A 17,043-nucleotide genomic window follows, 5' to 3' on the forward strand; every position below is an offset into this window, starting at 1 on the left:
CGTCAGCGCACGCGGGACAGGAAGTCCCGCGTGCGAGCGTGCTGCGGATCGTCGAGCACCTGGGCGGGGGAGCCCTGCTCGACGACCCGGCCGTGGTCGAGGAACACGACGTGGTCGGCGACCTCGCGGGCGAAGGCGATCTCGTGGGTGACGATGACGAGCGTGGTGCCCGTGTCCGCCAACCCCCGGATGACCCCGAGCACCTCGCCGACGAGCTCCGGGTCGAGCGCCGAGGTCGGTTCGTCGAGCAGGACGACCGACGGCTCGAGCGCCAGCGCCCGCGCGATGGCCACGCGCTGCTGCTGCCCGCCGGAGAGTTGCCGCGGCCGGGTGTCGCCACGGTCGCCGAGTCCGACGCGCTCGAGCAGGGCCGCCGCACGGTCGCGCGCCACGGCACGGGGGACCCTAGCGGCGATGGGCCCCTCGGCCACGTTCTCGAGCGCGGTCAGGTGCGGGAACAGGTTGAAGTGCTGGAACACGAACCCGATCCGCGACCGCTGCCGCAGGATCAGGCGCTCGGGCAGTTCCTTGTACCGGGGGACCCCGTCGCGCCCGGTCCGGAGCCGGACGCCGATCGTCTCGCCGCCGACCGTGACGACGCCGCGGTCGAGCGGTTCGAGGTGGTTGATCGCGCGCAGCAGCGTGGACTTGCCGGACCCCGAGGGGCCGAGCACCACGGTGACGCTGCCGGACGGCAACGACAGGTCGACACCGTCGACGACGACCGTGTCGCCGAACGCCTTGACGGCTCCGCGGATGCTGATCGCTGCGCTCATCAGATGGTCCTGTCGTCGATGGTGGAACCGGGGCCGGACGCGACCCCGCGCGCGGCGGAGGCGGCCTGCCGGGCGCGATCCGGGCCTCCAGGCCGTCCCGGCCCACGTCCGGAGCCGCGACGCACGGCGTCCCGCACCCGCTGGAACGGCGTGGGCGGCAACGCCCGGACCGAGCCGCGGGCGGTCCACCGCTCGACGTAGTACTGCACGACCGACACCGCGCTGGTGAGCGCGAGGTACCAGAGCGTCGCGACGACGAGCAGCGGGATGATGTCGGTCGGGTAGGTGCTGGACAGGTTCTGCACCACGCCGAACAGGTCGAGCAGCGACACGTAGAACAGCAGCGACGACGCCTTGAGCAGCCCGACGACCTGGTTCACGAACGCCGGCACGATCGACCGCAGCGCCTGCGGCAGGATCACCCGCACGAACTGGCGGCGTCGGGGGAGCCCGAGGGCCTGCGCGGCCTCGTGCTGGCCGTGGTCGACGGCGAGCACGCCGGCGCGGACGATCTCGGACGCGTAGGCGATCTCGCTCAGGCTCAGGCCGATCACACCGATGGCCAGGTCGCCGAGGACGTTGGCCGTGGTGACCTCGATCTGCGGCCCGAACGGGATCCCGATCCCGATCGTCGGGTACAGCGACCCGAGGTTGTACAGGAAGACGAGCACCAGGATGAGCGGCACGGAACGGAACAGCCAGACGTACCCCCACGCCAGCCCGGACAACACCGGGTTGCGCGAGAGCCGGGCGATCGCGACGACGATGCCGCCGGTGAAGCTGATGACCGCGCTCAGCGCCGTCGCGACGAGTGTGAGCTGCAGGCCGGTCAGGATCGCCGGGCTGAACAGCCACTTCCCGACGGCCGGCCAGCCCCACGACTCGTTCGTGAACAGCGTCTCGACGAAGTTCAGGAGCACCACCAGTACGACGGCCGCGGCGATCCAGCGCAGCGGGTGCCGCAGCGGGAGCACGGGTCGGTCGAGTGCGGCGCGTCCGGCGGCGTCGACGGACGTGTCGGTCGCGTCGGGCGCGACGGTCGGCCGGGAGGCCCGTGGTGCGCCCGGCGTTCCGGCCGCGTGGTCGACGCCGGTCGCGTCGACCCCGTCGGTGCCGGCGACGGCGCTGGTCGCGTCGCGGGGCAGTCCCGTTCTGGTGTCGGTCATGTCGCGACCGTAGAAGGGTCGCGGAACCTGGACAACGCACCGCGAAACACATCGCTACGGGGCGGAACGCTGCGTCACAGTCGCCGCGCGCATGACGTTCCGTGACGCCGGGTGCGCAGTACTGTTCTGCCATGACAGCGCACCGCGTGACCGCTCCGGCGTCCCCGGCGGACGGCAGCAAGCCGGAGGGACCGGCGTCGTACTTCCCGAGCATCGAGAAGACCTCCGGCCGCCCGGTCCAGGAGTGGCTCGACCTGGTCGCCGAGCAGCTCGACGACCACCCGCACATGCAGGTGGTGGCCTGGTTGAAGACCGAGCACGGGCTCGGCCACGGCCATGCGAACGCGCTCGTCGCCTCCGCGAAGCAGGCCCTCGCGGGCTGAGCACACCCCGGTCTGCCGCAGTGTCGGTGGCGGTGCCTAGCGTGTGGACGTGGCCGAACCCGTTGACGCGTGGTGGCGCCGCCGACAGTGGTCGCGCGGCGAGGCCGTTCCCTACGCCGTCGGACAGTTCCGCGCCGACTGGGCGCCGTACCCGGTGCTCATCCGGCAGTACCACCCGGACTGGAACCACGGCGTCGTCCTGACCCAAGTCCCGCCGGCGGCCGAGGTCCTGCTGACGTGGGAGTGCGACGTCGGCCACGTCTTCGTCGCCACGCCGGCCGAACAGCGGTCCCGACCGGGTCGTGAACGCCGGCGCTCGGTGTGGTGCCCGGAGTGCGCGGTGCAGGCGCAGCCCCAGCGCTGGCCGGTCCTGCCGTCCGACTGGCCGTCGCAGGTGCCGGTCCCGCAGCGGGTCGTCCGGGCCACCGGTCGCCAGACCCTGCCGGCAGCGCCCTCCCGCGGGACCCCGGCGGGTGCCGTCGCCTCGAGCCGCACGCGCGCACGTCGACCGGTGCTCGGTACGCCGCGACGTCCGAGCCAGCCGGTGCCCCGCACGATCTGCCCGAAGACTCCGCGGCTGCCCTCGGGCGAGTCCTTCACGAGCGTCTGCGCCCCGGCGACGGCCTCCGCGGTCGAGGCCGAGCTGCGTGCCGCACTGTCCGACCGGTTCGCGTTCACCTACGACCACTCCGCGATCCGCCTCGACCGGCCGTTCTTCGACCACGTCGAGGTCTGGCCGGACATCATCCTGCCGGAGCTGCGCGTCGCGATCGAGTACGACTCGACCGGCCGCCACGGCCTCGAGCACGTCGGCCCGCGGCAGGACACCGACCGCAGGAAGGACCGCGCCGTCCGCGCCGTCGGCTGGGAGGTCGTGCGCATCCGCACCGGACGCCTGCCGGCGCTCGGGCCGTACGACCTGCAGGTGTTCGGCATCTCCGGCCGGACCGTCGATCGGCTCGCCGACACCCTGCGGCAGATCCGTGGGGACCTCTTCGTGGACGCGTACGCACGGTGACCGATCGGGGGACAAGACCGGCCGACGGGGTACACCCCGCCTGGGTCCACCGCGGAGCGACCGGTAGGCAAGAGGAGTGACCCCTGCGTTCTGCCTCCACGCCCTCGGTGCGAGCTCCGAGGAGTTCGCCCTGCTCCGGCGCGCCCTGATCCGCGACGACCTCGAACTCATCGGCATCGACCTGCCCGGCTTCGGCCGCAGCCCGGCGTCGTCCGGCACGACCGTCGAGGAGATGGCCGTGCTCGTCGAGCGCGCGATCGGCGCCAGTGGCGCGAGCGAGTGGGTACTGGTCGGTCACTCCATGGGCGGCAAGGTCGCCACGGTCGTCGCGGACCGCACGATGTCCGGCGCGAACGGCCTGTTCGGGTTGCGCGCCGTGGTGCTGCTGGCGGCCTCGCCGCTGGCGCCCGAACCGATGGACGACGACCGCCGCGCCGCGATGCTGTCCTGGGCGGCGGACGGCCCGATCAGTGCCGCCCACGCCGCCGAGTTCGTCGATGCGAACACCGCGTCCACCCTGGCACCCGAGCGGCACACGACGGCCGTGCAGGACGTCGAGCGTGCCGACCCCGGCGCGTGGACGGCGTGGCTCACGCGTGGCAGCCGCGAGGACTGGTCCGACGCGGCCCCGAACCCCGTGCCGGCGCTCGTGCTCGCCGGTGCCGAGGACGGCGACCTCGACGCCGAGGCACAGCGTCGCCTGACGCTGCCGCACTGGCCCGACTCGGAGCTCCACGTCGTCGAGGGAGCTGCCCACCTGCTGCCGTGGGAGCAGCCCGAGGCGGTGGCGGACCGCATCCGCGACTTCTGGACCCGCCGGTTCGCCGGGGCGCCCGCGGTCCCGATGGAGCTCGCGCGCGTGATCGCCTCGCCGCGGGTCAGCGCCCGCATGCGCTCCCTGTTGGCGGCCCGCGCGCTGCCCGACGACCCGACCGCCGAGCCGCGAGCGCTCACTGCTCGGCAACTCGACACCCTCCGTGCGGTCGCGCGCATCGTCGTGCCGCAGCCGGGCGACGGTCAGGTGGACCTCGCCCTGCGCGTCGACGACCAGCTCGCCGCGGGGCTCGGTGACGGATGGCGCGTCGACGGCATGCCCACCGACCTCGAGGCGTACCGGGCAGCGCTCGACATGCTGGCCGGCCCGGCACAGGACGGCGTGCTCAACAGCGCCCTGCGCGACGTGGCCGCCGGTCGGTACCGTGCCGAGGGTGTGCCCGATGCCGGACACGACGCCGTGCTGGACGCCGAGCAGCTGCGCGCCTGGTACGAGGACGCCAGCGTCGACCTCGTGAAGCACTGGCTCGCGCACCCCGCGACGATGGCGGCGATCGACTTCGACGGCTTCGCGAACGGGGGCGACGGCGTCCGCAAGCAGGGCTTCCAGTTGCTCGCCGCCGACCAGCGCGAGGCCTGGGAACCGGCGGCACCTGACCGCCGCGAGCGCACCCGCGACGACACGCACGACGACACCCACGACGACACCCACGACGGCACCACGACGACGGAAGCAGCACGATGAGACTCGACGGACAGCGCACGTACGGCACGGACGAGGTGGTCGACGTGGTGGTCGTCGGCACCGGAGCCGGCGGAGCGCCCCTGCTGGCTTCCCTGGCCCGACGTGGCCTGCGGGTCGTCGCCCTCGAGGCCGGTCGCAACACCGAGCCGGACGACCACGTGCCCGACGAGGTCGCCGCCCCCGGTGACATCAACTGGATGGACGAGCGGCTGAGTGGCGGCGGCGCACCGACGGCGTTCGGCCCGAACAACAGCGGCACCGGGGTCGGTGGTTCGACGCTGCACTGGGGCGCGTTCACCCCGCGTCCGAGCACGCACGACCTGTCGCTCCGCTCCGCGTCCGGTGTCGGCGAGGACTGGCCGATCAGCCACGCCGAGCTCACCGAATGGATCGAGCAGGTCGAGCACGACGTCGGGGTCGCCGGACCCGAGCACTACCCGTGGGACCCGTCGCGCCGCTACCGGATGCGTCCGCCGGCGCGCAATGCCTCGTCGGACATGATGATGCGCGGGGCAGCGGCCGCCGGCATCACCGCGACCGACGCCCCCGTCGGGCTGACCACCGAGGACCGCCACCAGGAGCACCACGGCCTGCGGCACGCCTGCGTCTCCTGCGGGTCGTGCCACCAGGGCTGCCGCAACGGCGCGAAGGTCTCGATGGACACGACCTACCTGCCCGCCGCGGTGGCGTTCGGCGCCGAGATCCGGCCGGACTCGTTCGTGCACGGCATCGAGCTCGACGCCGCCGGCGAGGTCAGCGCCGTGCTGTACACCCACGACGGCCGCGAACACCGGCAGCGCTGCCGTGCCCTCGTGCTCGCCGCCGGCGGCATCGAGACCCCGCGCCTGCTGCTGCACACCGGGCTCGCGAACAGCAACGACCAGGTCGGCCGCAACTTCACCGCGCACGGCGCCACCCAGGTCTGGGCGCGGTTCGACGAGTCGATGCGGTCCTACCGCGGCTACCCGTCGTCGATCATCACCGAGGACTTCGTGCGCCCCGCCGACGCGGACTTCGCCGGCGGGTACCTGATCCAGAGCCTCGGCGTGCAGCCGCAGACCTTCGCCAACACGCTCATCCGGGGCGGCGGTCTGCGCGGCGCCGAGCTCGTGCGGGCGCTGCAGGACTACCCGCACTCGGCGGGCGTCGGCATCAACGCCGAGTGCGTGCCCTACGACGACAACCGGCTGGTCCTCGCGGACGAGGTCGACGAGCACGGCGTGCCACGCGCCCGGGTCTCGTTCACCCCGGGCGCGAACGAGGACGCCATCCGCCGCCACGCGGTCCGCACCATGACGACCATCGTCGAGGCTGCCGGAGGCAAGGACATCCGGGTCCTCGAGCGCACCGCACACACCATCGGCACGGCCCGTATGGGCACGGACCGCGAGACCTCGGTCGTCGACCCGGACGGCCGCTCGTGGGACGTCCCGAACCTGTGGATCGCGGACAACTCGGTGTTCCCGAGCGCCGTCATCGCGAACCCCGCGCTGACGATCATGGCGCTGTCCCTGCGCACCGCCGACCGGATGCTCCGCGCGGCCTGACCGGCGTGGGCGGGCTGACGGCGTGGGCGGGCCGACGGCGCGGACGCTCTCGGGCCCGCTCGGTCAGCCGCGCAGGGCGAGCGCCTCGCTCGTCCACCGGGCGTGCAGGTCCCACGGGTCGTCCACACCGGCGCCGACGGCGGCGGCGTGCGCGAGCAGCTCCGGTGTCGCCCGGAACCACTCGGTGCCGGGGAACCGGGTGGCCGCGAACTGCGCGTGCCGCCGGCGTTCGAGCGACCGGTCGCCCCGCTCGAACGCCAGCAGGTCCTGGTGCGGGATCACGGCCAGCCGCTGCCTCGGGTTCATCGTCGTGCCGATCTTCACCCGGTCGCCGAAGTCGTCGCGCATCCGCAGGTAGTACACGACGTCGACCCGCGGGGGAGCGAGGTCACCGTCGGGCACGTCGCCCCACCGCCACTCGCACCGTGCGCAGACGAACGCCGTCGGCAACCGTACCCCGACACGGGCGCCGCACACCGGGCACGGCCCCGGCAGGGCGTCCTCGACGCCGACGTGCTCGGCCGCGAACTCGGTCACCAGCGTGACGTGCGTCGTGCACAGGGGCACGCCCGTGAGCGCGTCCGCAGCGGGGCCTGCGCAACCCGGCACGCAGCACGACGAGGTGACCATGTCCGGAACGCTAGCCGGACCCACCGACGCGCCCCGGGCCTCCCGTCCGCCCTGCGCACCTGCGCACCCGCGCCGGGCCGGTGCGTACCTGCCGGAAACGGGCGTACCTGGTCGGTCGGAACGACCAGGTACGCCCGTTTCCGCTTCCCCTCGCAACCGCTCTGGGGAGAACCGTGCAGGCCGAGACCCGTCAGTCGGTGAAGATCACGCCGACCGGCTCGCGCTTCTCCTCCTGGAACTGGTCCTCACCGCGCCCGAGCGCCCAGTAGGCCGACAGCGACATCTCGCGCTTCTCGAGCCCCCAGTCGTCCTGCAGCAGCCGACGGATCGCCTTCATCGCGGTCCGCTCGCCGTGTGCGAACACCTGGACCGGCCGGGAGGCACGGGGGAGCGCCCGGGCCGCGTCCAGCAGGAGCGTGCCCGGCTGGGCGCCGGTGGCGTCGCGGTGCAGCCACCGCAGGTCGACCCCCGCCGGGTGCGCGATGTCCTGCTCGTCGGCAGGGCCGGCGACCTCGACCAGGGCGACGCCCGTGGCCGTGTCGGACATCGACTCCAGCGCGGCGCCGATGGCCGGCAGGGCACTGTCGTCGCCGAGCAGGACGTGGGTGACGTCCGGGTCGTCGACGGGCGCGTAGCCGCCGCCGGGACCGGACAGCGCGAGCTTGTCGCCGGGCTGCGCCGCTGCGGCCCAGGGCCCGGCGAGCCCGTCGTCGCCGTGCACGACGAAGTCGACGGCGATCGTCTTCGCCGAGTGGTCGACGGCCCGCACCGTGTACGTGCGGCGGGCCGGTCGGTCCTGCTTCGGCAGCGTCTCGCGCAGTTCCTCGAGGTCGTACGGGGGCTCGAGGCCGAGCGACGGCTTGGCGAGCAGGAGCTTGACGTACTTGTCGGTGGCGGCCAGCTTGTCCGGGTCGGCCGTGCCCACGAAGTCGTCGAAGGCCGGTCCGCCGAGGTGGACGCGCACCATGTGGGGCGACAGTCGCTCGGTGCGGGCGACGACGAAGACGTGCTGGGGGCGTTTGGGCTTGGAGCTCATCGGTACGAGCGTCCTCTCTCCTGCTTGACGTTTGTCGAACTAAGGTTAGCCTTACCTCATGGACACGACCGTCATCCCGTTCTCCGAGCTGCTGCGCAAGCGCACGCGTCGCTCGCACGGTTCCTCGGCCGGGAACGGCTTCATGCACGACCTGCTCGGCGGGAAGTGCGACGTCGCCGACTACGCGGCGTTGCTCGGACAGTACTCGTTCGTCTACGACGCCCTCGAACGTGCGGCCGAGCGGATGACGGACCACCCGGTGGCGGCGCCGTTCGTCACCTCGCAGCTCACCCGGATGCCGGCGATCCGCGCCGACCTCGAGTACCTGATCGGCCCGGACTGGTCCGAGCTGGTCTGCCCGCTCCCCGCCACGACGGCGTACGTGCGGCGGCTCAACGAGGTCGCGGCCGAGTGGCCGGGCGGCTTCGTCGCGCACCACTACACGCGGTACCTCGGTGACCTGTCCGGCGGGCAGATGATCGGTCGGATGCTCTCCGACCAGTTCGGCTTCGACACGAACGGCGTCCTCTTCTACATCTTCGACCAGGTCGCGGACCCGAGTGCCTTCAAGGACACCTACCGCGCGCAGCTCGACGCCGCGCCCTGGACGGCCGACGAGCAGGAGCGGGTGATCGCCGAGGTCGAACTGGCGTACTCGCTCAACAACGGCCTGCTCGAGGGGCTCGACGCCCGGCGTCGTCCGGTGACCGACGGCGCCGGCGACGTGGCGGTGACCGCGTGACCGAGCCGTTCGACGACGAGGCGCGCCGAGCGATCCTCCGGCACATGAACGCCGACCACGCGGTCGACAACCTGGCGATCGTCCGCGCGAACGGGGCCGCGACCGCCGTGGCCGCGACGATGACCGAGATCGACGCGATCGCCGGTGTCTGGCTCGCCCGGCTCGACGACGGCGACGAGGAACAGGTCATCGTGCCCTGGACGTCGCCGCTGACCGACCGCCGTTCGGCGCGGGTGCAGATCGTCGAGGTCCACTCCGCCGCGCAGGCCCAGCTCGCTGAACCGAGCTGAGCCGAACCGAACCGAACCGATCCGATCCGCGCTGATCCGAGTCGATCCGCGCCGACCACAGACCCGCCGGGATCGTGGACCGCGTCGCAACTGCAGGGGTGCTCCCGCCACGCGTCGCGATCCCGGCGTCCCCCCCCCGCAGGCTCGCGCTGCGCGCGTTCGCGTTCCGGGTGCCGTGCCCGCTGGTCCGTCCGGACGGTCGACGTCACGGGTGGCCGCGGGCCGATACGCTGCTCGGAGCCGGGACGGTGTTCCCGGACGACCCCGAAAGGACCCCATGACGGCGATCGACGGATCGGCGCGCCATGAGCGCGCTCGGGACGACGTCAGCGGCGCGGTCGACAGTGACCTGCGCGCCGACGTGCGCTACCTCGGCAACCTGCTCGGCCGGGTGCTGCGCGAGAACGGTGGCGACGAGCTGCTGCGTGACGTGGAGTCACTGCGTGCGGCCGTGATCGACGCCTACGAGGGCGACCACGCCGAGGGTGCTGCCCGTGCGCAGACCCTCGTGTCCGCGATGTCGGCCGAGCGCGCCGAAGCGGTGGCGCAGGCCTTCACGACGTACTTCCACCTCACGAACCTGGCCGAGGAGCACCACCGCGTGCGGGTGCTCCGGCAGCGCGGCGACGACGGCGGCCTGGCCGGCGACTCGTTCCCGGCGACCTACGCGGAACTCGTGGCCGAGGTCGGCGAGGCCGAGGCGGCCGAGCGACTCCGGACGCTGCGGTTCCACCCGGTGCTGACCGCACACCCGACCGAGGCCCGCCGTCGTGCCGTGACCACGGGCGTGCGGCGCATCACGGACCTCATCGACGAGCGCGACCGCGCGAAGAACGCCACCGCGCGTGCCGAGAACGAGCGACGGCTGCTCGAGGAGATCACGACGCTCCTGCGCACCTCGCCGCTCCGCACGACGCGCCCGACCCCGCTCGACGAGGTCCGCACCGCCATGAGCGTCTTCGACCAGACGCTGTTCGAGATCGTCCCGCAGGTCTACCGCCTGCTCGACGACCGGCTGCAGGGTGACGACGCCGGACGTGCACCGGTGACGGCGCCCGCGTTCGTGCGGTTCGGCACCTGGATCGGTGGCGACCGCGACGGCAACCCGCACGTGACCGCCGACATCACGCGCCAGGCTGCGGAGATCGCTGCCGAGCACATCCTGATCGGGCTCACCCGTGCCACCACCCGCATCGGCAGTGCCTTGACCCTCGACGCGAGCGACACCCCGGCCGACGCCGGGCTCACCGCGCTCGTGGCGGCGCAGGAGTCGCTCGACCCGGGCATCGCCGAGCGCATCGGCGTCCGCGCCCCGAACGAGACGCACCGTCGCGCACTGCTGTTCGTCGCGGCACGCATCGACGCCACCAGGCAGGGCACGACGCCGCTCGCGTACGACGGCCCGGACGCCCTGCTCGCCGACCTCCGCACGATCCAGGCGTCGCTCGTCGCCGCCGGCGCGATCCGGCCGGCGAACGGCGAGCTGCAGAACCTCATCTGGCAGGTCGAGACCTTCGGGTTCCACCTGGCCGAGCTCGAGGTCCGGCAGCACTCGCAGGTGCACCGCACGGCCCTGGCGGAGATCCGGGCCGGTGGCGCGCTGAGCGAGACCACCGAAGAGGTCCTCGCGGTCTTCCGGACCATCGCCGACCTGCAGGACCGCTACGGGGTCCGTGCCGCCAGCCGGTACATCGTGTCCTTCACGCAGTCGGCGGCGGACCTGGCGAACGTGCACGAGCTCGCCGTCGCCGCACTCGGCTCGCCCGAGGCCGCGCCGGTGCTCGACGTCATCCCGTTGTTCGAGACCTTCGCCGACCTGCACGCCAGCGTCGACATCCTCGACGAGGCCGTCCGCACCGAGACGTTCCAGCGTCGCCTGGCCGCGACCGGCCGTCGGCTCGAGGTCATGCTCGGCTACTCGGACTCGTCGAAGGACGTCGGCCCGGTCTCAGCGAACCTGGCGCTCTACGACGCCCAGGCTCGCATCGCCGACTGGGCGCGGGACAACGAGGTCGAGCTCACCCTGTTCCACGGCCGCGGCGGTTCGCTCGGCCGCGGCGGCGGGCCGGCCAACGAGGCCGTCCTCGCGCAGCCGCCGGGATCGATCGACGGTCGCCTGAAGCTCACCGAGCAGGGCGAGGTCATCTTCGCGCAGTACGGCGACCAGGACATCGCGGCCCGTCACCTCGAGCAGATGGCCTCGGCCACCCTGTTCGCGTCGTCGCCGTCCAACGAGGCGCGCACGGCCGCTGCGGCCACCCGGTTCGCCGACCTCGCGCAGCAGCTGGACGACGTCTCGCGCGTCGCGTTCTACGAGCTGGTCAAGGCGGACGGGTTCGCTCCGTGGTTCGCACGGGTCACCCCGATGGAGGAGATCGGGCTGCTCCCGCTCGGCTCCCGCCCGGCCCGCCGCGGGCTGTCGGTCGAGTCGCTCGAGGACCTCCGGGCGATCCCGTGGGTGTTCTCGTGGACCCAGGCGCGGATCAACCTGGCCGGCTGGTACGGGCTCGGCTCCGCGCTCGAGGCGGTCGGTGACGTCGACGTCCTGCGTGCCGCGTACGCCGAGTGGCCGTTGTTCGGCGCCATGATCAAGAACGTCGAGATGTCGCTCGCGAAGACCGACGAGCACATCGCCCGCCGGTACCTCGAGCTCGCCGACCGCGACGACCTCGCCGCCAAGGTGCTCGACGAGATGACGCGGACCCGTGACTGGGTGCTGCGGATCTCGGGTGGCAGCGACGTGCTCGAGGACCGTCCGGTCCTGGCTCGGGCCGTGCGCCTGCGCAGCCCCTACGTCGACGCCCTGTCGCACCTGCAGCTCCGCGCGCTCCGGTCCATCCGGACGACGGGCAGCACCGACCCGACCGACGCCGACCACCGTCTGCTCCTGCTCACCGTGAACGGGATCGCCGCCGGCCTGCAGAACACCGGCTGACGCCGCCGAGGCGGACAGGAGGCCCGTGGCGGTGCCGCCGCGGCCCTCCTGTCCGCCTGAGCGCACCCCGCACCCCCGTCGAATCGATTCGGGTGCGCGTAGCGTGTCGGTCGTGACGACGGAGCGCACCCGGAAGCCGACCACGACCACCCTGCCGCCGATCGTGCCGCTGGCCCTGATCGTCGGGGTGTCGCCGTTCGCCACGGACATGTACATCCCGGCGCTGCCGCAGATCGCCCACGACCTCGGCACGACCCCCGGTGCCGTGCAGCTGTCGCTCACGGCGTTCCTCGTCGCCTTCGCGGTCGGGCAGTTGCTCGTCGGGCCCGTCAGCGACGGGGTCGGTCGGCGGCCGATGCTCGTCGCCGGCACCGCGGTCTTCGCGCTCGCCTCGGTCGGGTGCGCACTCGCGCCGGACGTCGTCACGCTCGTCCTCGCCCGCATCGCCCAGGGGCTCGGCGGAGCGGCCGGAGCGGTCGCCGGCCGGGCGATGGTGTCGGACGTGGCGAGCGGGACCCGGATGGCGAAGGTCTTCGGCACGCTCGCCGCGATCAACGCGATCGGCCCCGTCGTGGCGCCGCTGGCCGGAGGCGCCGTGCTGACCTTCGGCACGTGGCGGATCATGTTCGTCGTGCTCGCGGTGCTCGGCGCGCTGTTCTTCGCGATGGTGGTGCTGCGGTTCCGCGAGACCCTGCCGCCGGAGCGACGCGGGGGCGTGGGCTTCGCCGCGAACGGTCGACGCATCCGCGAACTGCTGGCGATCCCGCGGTTCCGTGCCTACGTGCTGAGCGGGGTGCTCTCCACCGTGGGGTTCTTCGCGTACATCGCGACCAGCTCGTTCGTGTTCCAGACCCAGTTCGGCTTCTCCGAGGGCATGTACACGCTGGTCTTCGCCACGAACGCCTCGATGATGATCGTCACCACGCTGGTGTTCGGTCGGGTCGTCGGACGGTTCTCCGAGGACTCCCTGCTCACCGTCGGACTGCTCGTCGGCACCGCGGGCGCGGCGGCGGTCCTCGTCTCGGCGCTGCTCGGCCTCGGTCCGGTGCCGGTCTGGTGCGCCCTCGCGGTCGTGACGGGCGCGTGGGGCTTCGTCCTGCCCGCGGCGATGACCCGGACGCAGCACGTCGGGGCGGCGCACCCGGGGACGGCGGCGGCCCTGCAGGGCGGCCTGACGTTCGGCATCGGCGGCCTCGGGACACCGCTCGCCGGCGCGCTCGGCGGGACCGCACTGGCGATGGGCGGGGTCATGGCGGCACTCATGGCTGCAGCCGTCGTGGTGCAGGTCACCGCGACGCGTCGGGACCGCAGCGGGACCTGACGCGGCAGAGCCGGTAGGTTGCTGGTTGCAAGGCGCACCGATCAGAGGAGACCACCCGGCATGGACATCGTCGTACACGAAGCGCAGCCCGACACCGCGGTACTCGAGTGCAGCGGGCGCCTCAACATGGTGTCCGCCCCGGCGTTCCGCGAGGCGGTCGCGCAGGTCGTCGACAACGGACGTGCCCGCGTCGTGGTCGAGCTCTCCGGTGTCGAGTTCATGGACTCGTCCGGGCTCGGCGCGCTGGTCGGCAGCCTGAAGACCGCGCGGCAGGCGGGCGGCGACCTCCGCATCGCAGCGCCGTCCGAGCAGGTGCAGATGGTCCTGCAGCTCTCGAACATCGACAAGATCCTCCGCACGTACCCCGACGGGGACGCTGCGGTCACCGACTGGTGATGACCGCCTCGGCCGCCGAGCACACGCTCGCGTTGTCGTGCCCGCCGGACGACGTGTCCGCCGTGCACGAGTTCCTGGCGGGCGTGTGGCAGCACGAACCCTCGGTCTCCGTCGAGGACCGGATGGCCCTCGAGCTCGCGATCGTCGAACTGACCTCGAACGTGATCGAGCACGGGACACGCCCGGAGGGCGTCTCCTGCCGCCTGCGCCTCGAGATCGGAGCAGACCGGTTCGCCGCACTGCTCTCCGACGACGGCGTCGCCGCCACCGTCGACACCGAGTCGGCCGAGTTGCCCGACGGACTCGCCGAGAGCGGCCGCGGACTCGCCCTGGTCCGGATGGTCGTGGACGACCTGCGGTACGAGCGGATCGCCGACGAGAACCGGTGGACGGTCCTGCGCGCCCGTCACTGACCGGCATCACCCCCCGGCGAACCGTCGCTTCGTCCGTCTCGCGCACTCCGCGGGCCACAATCCGCAAGGTGCCGCGGAGGATTCCCGGGGTTCCTGGCCGCCGTGTCACGATTCGCGCGATGACAGCCGAACCGGATCCCAGGATCAGCTTCGAGACGTCGGGGGCCGATCTCGACGCTGCCGTGCACATGTACGAGGACGCCTACGCCAGTGTGGGCTTCACCGCGACCCGCACGGAGCGACCGTTCGCGTACCGTTTCCGCGTCGTCGGCGACGACGTGATGTCGTTCCGATCGACCCGGTTCGACGCCCGCATGCAGGGCGAGCTGGACGTCCGCGACGAGTACGTCGTCATGTGGACCACGGACGGCGGCGGGCGCGTCGACGTCGGCCGGCAAGAGGTCGCGTTCACACCCGGCACCCCGATGATGTTCCCGACCGGCCGCCCCTTCGCGTTCGACCTGCGCGACGTCCGGCAGAGCCTGGTGCAGTTCGAGCGGACCGCCCTCGAGCGCATCGCCGCCGAGGTCCACGGGGAGCAGCCCGGTCCGCTGGTGTTCGACCACACGGCGACGCCCCGGAAAGCGGACCTTCGGAACTGGAACACCCAGGTGCAGCGCGCCGCCGAGACCGTCCTCGGCCGTTCCTCCGTCAGCCCCCTCGCCCTGGCCGAGGTCGCACGCGAGACCGCCCAGTCCCTGCTCCGGACGTTCCCGCACAAGCTGCTGGCCCCGGACGTCCCCCTGCCGCAGGGCGCCACGGGTCGCGTCCGCGAGGCCGTCGAGTACATGCACGCCTTCGCGCACACGCCGATCTCGACCACCGACGTCGCCGAGCACGTCGGGTTGAGCGTCCGCGGCCTGCAGCAGGTGTTCCAGCGGCAGGTCGGCACCGCCCCCAACGCGATGCTCCGCGGGATCCGTCTCGACCGCGTGCGGGAGGAGCTCCGCCGTGCGTCTGCGGGCGACCTGACCGTGGCGAGCGTGGCGATGCGGTGGGGCTTCGCGCACCTCGGCCGGTTCTCGGCGGCGTACGCAGCGCGCTTCTCCGAGTACCCGCGCGACACCCTGCAGCGGTAGCCCTGTCCGGGGTTCGCTACGCTGCCCGGGTGAGCAGACGTCGACCGTGGGTGATCGTGCCCGGGATCTGGAACTCCGACGCGGAGCACTGGCAATCGGTGTGGCAGCGGGAGCACGGCGACGACGCCGTCCGCATCGCGCCGGCGTCCTGGGGTGAGCCGGACCCGGAGGGCTGGCGGGACGCCATCTCCCGTGCGGTCGCCTCGTGCACCGAACCGCCGGTGCTCGTGGCGCACAGCCTGGGGGTGCTCGCCGTCGCCGACTGGCTCGCAGCAGAAGCCGCGGACACCGCGGACACCGCCGGTCCCACCGTCGCCGGCGCCTTCCTCGTCGCGCCGCCGGACCCCGCGGCACCCGGCTTCCCCGCCGCCGCCTCCGGGTTCCCCGCGCCCCGTCCGATCCCGGCCGGCACCGCCGCGGCCCGGGTTCCGACCCGCCTGGTGGTGAGCGACGACGACCCGTACTGCACCGCCGATCGTGCCCTGGCGTTCGCGGAGACGATGGGTGCCGCGGTGCTGCGGGTCGGCCCGCTCGGCCACGTCAACGTCGCCAGCGGTGTCGGCACCTGGGCCGCAGGTCGGGAGCTCCTCGGAGCGTTCGAGCAGACGCTCTGACCCGAGCCCCGGGGCGACGGGCGACACGCCGTTCACGTTCGGGGCGATATGGCAGGGATTCCGGCGACACACCGCGGATGTCCGCAGTTCCGGCGCGCGCGATATTTACCCTTCGGACATGGAGACCCAGTCCGGTGCACGCACCCCCCTCGTCGACCCCTTCGGTCGCGAGGTCGAGGAGTGGCTCCGCGACGCCCCGGCGACGCGCACGCCGTACGTGGCGGACCTCGTGGTCCCGCCCGTCACCGGCCCGGTGCAGCGCCCCGGCGCCGTGGCTGACACCACCGCCGTCCAGACGCCGGACCCCAGCACCGCGGCTGCAGCAGTCCCCGCGCCCGAAGCCAGCACTGCGCCCGCAGCCAGCACCGCGCCCGCAGCCCCCGCGTTCCGCCGCGACCGTGCCCGGCACGCCGCCGTCTGCGCACCCTCGTTCCCCGAACCTCCGGAGCGCCTCGCCCTGCGCATCGAGGACCTCGCGATCGAGGTCTCGTCGTCCACCGGTCGCAGCACCATCGAGCGGATCGTCCTGCTCGAGGACGAGGTCCGTCGCCGCGACGAGGACCTCGCCCGGCTCGCCGCCTGGGAGGCCACCGTCGACGGCGCGGACGGCCCCGAGGTCACCGCAGCCCGCGCCTTCGCCCAGACCGTCTTCGCGGACCTGCTCGAGGACGCCGCCGCCGAGTCGGACCGACGCGACCGTGCAGCCGCCCGCCGTGGCGCGACCACTCCGGTCGCCGTCGTGACCGGCGGCGCCCCCGCTCCCGCGGTGGCCGTGGTCCGCCCCGCACCGGCGGCAGCAGCCGCACCCGAAGCCGACGTCGTCACGGCGACCCCGGCCGTGGCGCTGGTCGCCCCGGAACGCGACGAGCCCGTGCGACCGGTGCTGGGCCTCCCGGCCGTGTCGCCGGTGTCTGCGACCACGCGACCCACGCCGCTCGTCCAGCCCGCCACCGGGCCGACGGTCATCGACCGTGCCGCGTTCGCGGCCGCGCTCACCGCCCACCAGGGCACGACCGCGAGCACGCCCGTCGTGCTGCCGGACGCGATCGCCGTTCCCGTCGTCGAGTCGGCCGCACCGGTGAGCGTCGACACCGGCACCGACACCGACGAGCCGGCCCGGGCCGGCTGGTGGTCGCGACTCGTCGCCGGCTTGCTCCGTGCGCTCGGTCGCCGCTGAC

The 17,043-nt window shown here is 73.1% G+C and carries 17 protein-coding genes; 13 read left to right on the forward strand and 4 right to left on the reverse strand.

Going from position 1 to position 17,043, the window contains the following annotated elements:
* Positions 1-2 precede the first annotated feature (2 nt).
* Together DEJ14_RS08510 and DEJ14_RS08515 are read right to left on the reverse strand one after the other, a co-directional pair.
* Positions 3-776, reverse strand: coding sequence for an amino acid ABC transporter ATP-binding protein (locus DEJ14_RS08510; protein ID WP_111085625.1), 774 nt, complete (start codon positions 774-776; stop codon positions 3-5).
* Positions 776-1,942 carry an amino acid ABC transporter permease gene (locus DEJ14_RS08515; protein ID WP_111085624.1) on the reverse strand — a complete coding sequence of 389 codons (1,167 nt, stop codon included), beginning with the start codon at positions 1,940-1,942 and terminating at the stop codon, positions 776-778. The genes DEJ14_RS08510 and DEJ14_RS08515 overlap by 1 nt, the downstream gene beginning before the upstream one ends.
* 131 nt (positions 1,943-2,073) lie before the next feature.
* On the opposite strand from DEJ14_RS08515, the gene DEJ14_RS08520 reads away from it, so the two are divergent.
* From DEJ14_RS08520 to DEJ14_RS08535, 4 genes are all read left to right on the forward strand, one after another.
* Positions 2,074-2,325: a DUF4287 domain-containing protein gene (locus tag DEJ14_RS08520; RefSeq protein ID WP_111085623.1), complete on the forward strand. Its 252-nt coding sequence runs from the start codon at positions 2,074-2,076 to the stop codon at positions 2,323-2,325.
* A gap of 49 nt (positions 2,326-2,374) precedes the next feature.
* A complete protein-coding gene (locus tag DEJ14_RS08525) occupies positions 2,375-3,343 on the forward strand; it encodes a putative endonuclease domain-containing protein (protein WP_111085710.1) in 969 nt (322 codons plus the stop codon).
* A gap of 76 nt (positions 3,344-3,419) precedes the next feature.
* On the forward strand, positions 3,420-4,862 hold the full coding sequence (locus DEJ14_RS08530; protein WP_111085622.1) for an alpha/beta fold hydrolase: 1,443 nt from the start codon (positions 3,420-3,422) through the stop codon (positions 4,860-4,862).
* Positions 4,859-6,409 (forward strand): GMC family oxidoreductase, encoded by a 1,551-nt coding sequence (locus DEJ14_RS08535; protein WP_111085621.1) that lies wholly within the window; start codon positions 4,859-4,861, stop codon positions 6,407-6,409. The genes DEJ14_RS08530 and DEJ14_RS08535 overlap by 4 nt, the downstream gene beginning before the upstream one ends.
* A gap of 63 nt (positions 6,410-6,472) precedes the next feature.
* Here DEJ14_RS08535 and DEJ14_RS08540 read toward each other — a convergent pair whose 3' ends face one another.
* Positions 6,473-7,039 carry a GIY-YIG nuclease family protein gene (locus DEJ14_RS08540; protein WP_111085620.1) on the reverse strand — a complete coding sequence of 189 codons (567 nt, stop codon included), beginning with the start codon at positions 7,037-7,039 and terminating at the stop codon, positions 6,473-6,475.
* Between the two features lie 190 nt (positions 7,040-7,229).
* Positions 7,230-8,075 (reverse strand): siderophore-interacting protein, encoded by an 846-nt coding sequence (locus tag DEJ14_RS08545; RefSeq protein ID WP_111085619.1) that lies wholly within the window; start codon positions 8,073-8,075, stop codon positions 7,230-7,232.
* Positions 8,076-8,133: 58 nt separating this feature from the next.
* Here DEJ14_RS08545 and DEJ14_RS08550 point away from each other — a divergent pair, with 58 nt between their 5' ends.
* From DEJ14_RS08550 to DEJ14_RS08590, 9 genes are all read left to right on the forward strand, one after another.
* Complete coding sequence (locus tag DEJ14_RS08550; RefSeq protein WP_111085618.1) at positions 8,134-8,817, forward strand: biliverdin-producing heme oxygenase; 684 nt, start codon at positions 8,134-8,136, stop codon at positions 8,815-8,817.
* Positions 8,814-9,107 carry a DUF2470 domain-containing protein gene (locus tag DEJ14_RS08555; protein WP_200849248.1) on the forward strand — a complete coding sequence of 98 codons (294 nt, stop codon included), beginning with the start codon at positions 8,814-8,816 and terminating at the stop codon, positions 9,105-9,107. The genes DEJ14_RS08550 and DEJ14_RS08555 overlap by 4 nt, the downstream gene beginning before the upstream one ends.
* Before the next feature lie 277 nt (positions 9,108-9,384).
* Positions 9,385-12,042 (forward strand): phosphoenolpyruvate carboxylase, encoded by a 2,658-nt coding sequence (locus DEJ14_RS08560; RefSeq protein ID WP_111085617.1) that lies wholly within the window; start codon positions 9,385-9,387, stop codon positions 12,040-12,042.
* A 112-nt stretch (positions 12,043-12,154) separates the two neighbouring features.
* Entirely contained in the window at positions 12,155-13,363 is a 1,209-nt protein-coding gene (locus DEJ14_RS08565; RefSeq protein ID WP_258373284.1) for a multidrug effflux MFS transporter, read from the forward strand.
* A 60-nt stretch (positions 13,364-13,423) separates the two neighbouring features.
* On the forward strand, positions 13,424-13,759 hold the full coding sequence (locus DEJ14_RS08570) for an STAS domain-containing protein (RefSeq protein ID WP_111085615.1): 336 nt from the start codon (positions 13,424-13,426) through the stop codon (positions 13,757-13,759).
* Positions 13,759-14,172: an ATP-binding protein gene (locus DEJ14_RS08575; protein ID WP_111085614.1), complete on the forward strand. Its 414-nt coding sequence runs from the start codon at positions 13,759-13,761 to the stop codon at positions 14,170-14,172. The genes DEJ14_RS08570 and DEJ14_RS08575 overlap by 1 nt, the downstream gene beginning before the upstream one ends.
* Before the next feature lie 119 nt (positions 14,173-14,291).
* On the forward strand, positions 14,292-15,251 hold the full coding sequence (locus DEJ14_RS08580; protein ID WP_111085613.1) for an AraC family transcriptional regulator: 960 nt from the start codon (positions 14,292-14,294) through the stop codon (positions 15,249-15,251).
* A 29-nt stretch (positions 15,252-15,280) separates the two neighbouring features.
* Entirely contained in the window at positions 15,281-15,865 is a 585-nt protein-coding gene (locus tag DEJ14_RS08585) for an RBBP9/YdeN family alpha/beta hydrolase (RefSeq protein WP_111085612.1), read from the forward strand.
* Between the two features lie 118 nt (positions 15,866-15,983).
* Positions 15,984-17,042, forward strand: coding sequence for a hypothetical protein (locus tag DEJ14_RS08590; RefSeq protein ID WP_111085611.1), 1,059 nt, complete (start codon positions 15,984-15,986; stop codon positions 17,040-17,042).
* Position 17,043 lies beyond the last annotated feature (1 nt).

Source organism: Curtobacterium sp. MCJR17_020, from assembly GCF_003234365.2.
GTDB lineage: Bacteria > Actinomycetota > Actinomycetes > Actinomycetales > Microbacteriaceae > Curtobacterium.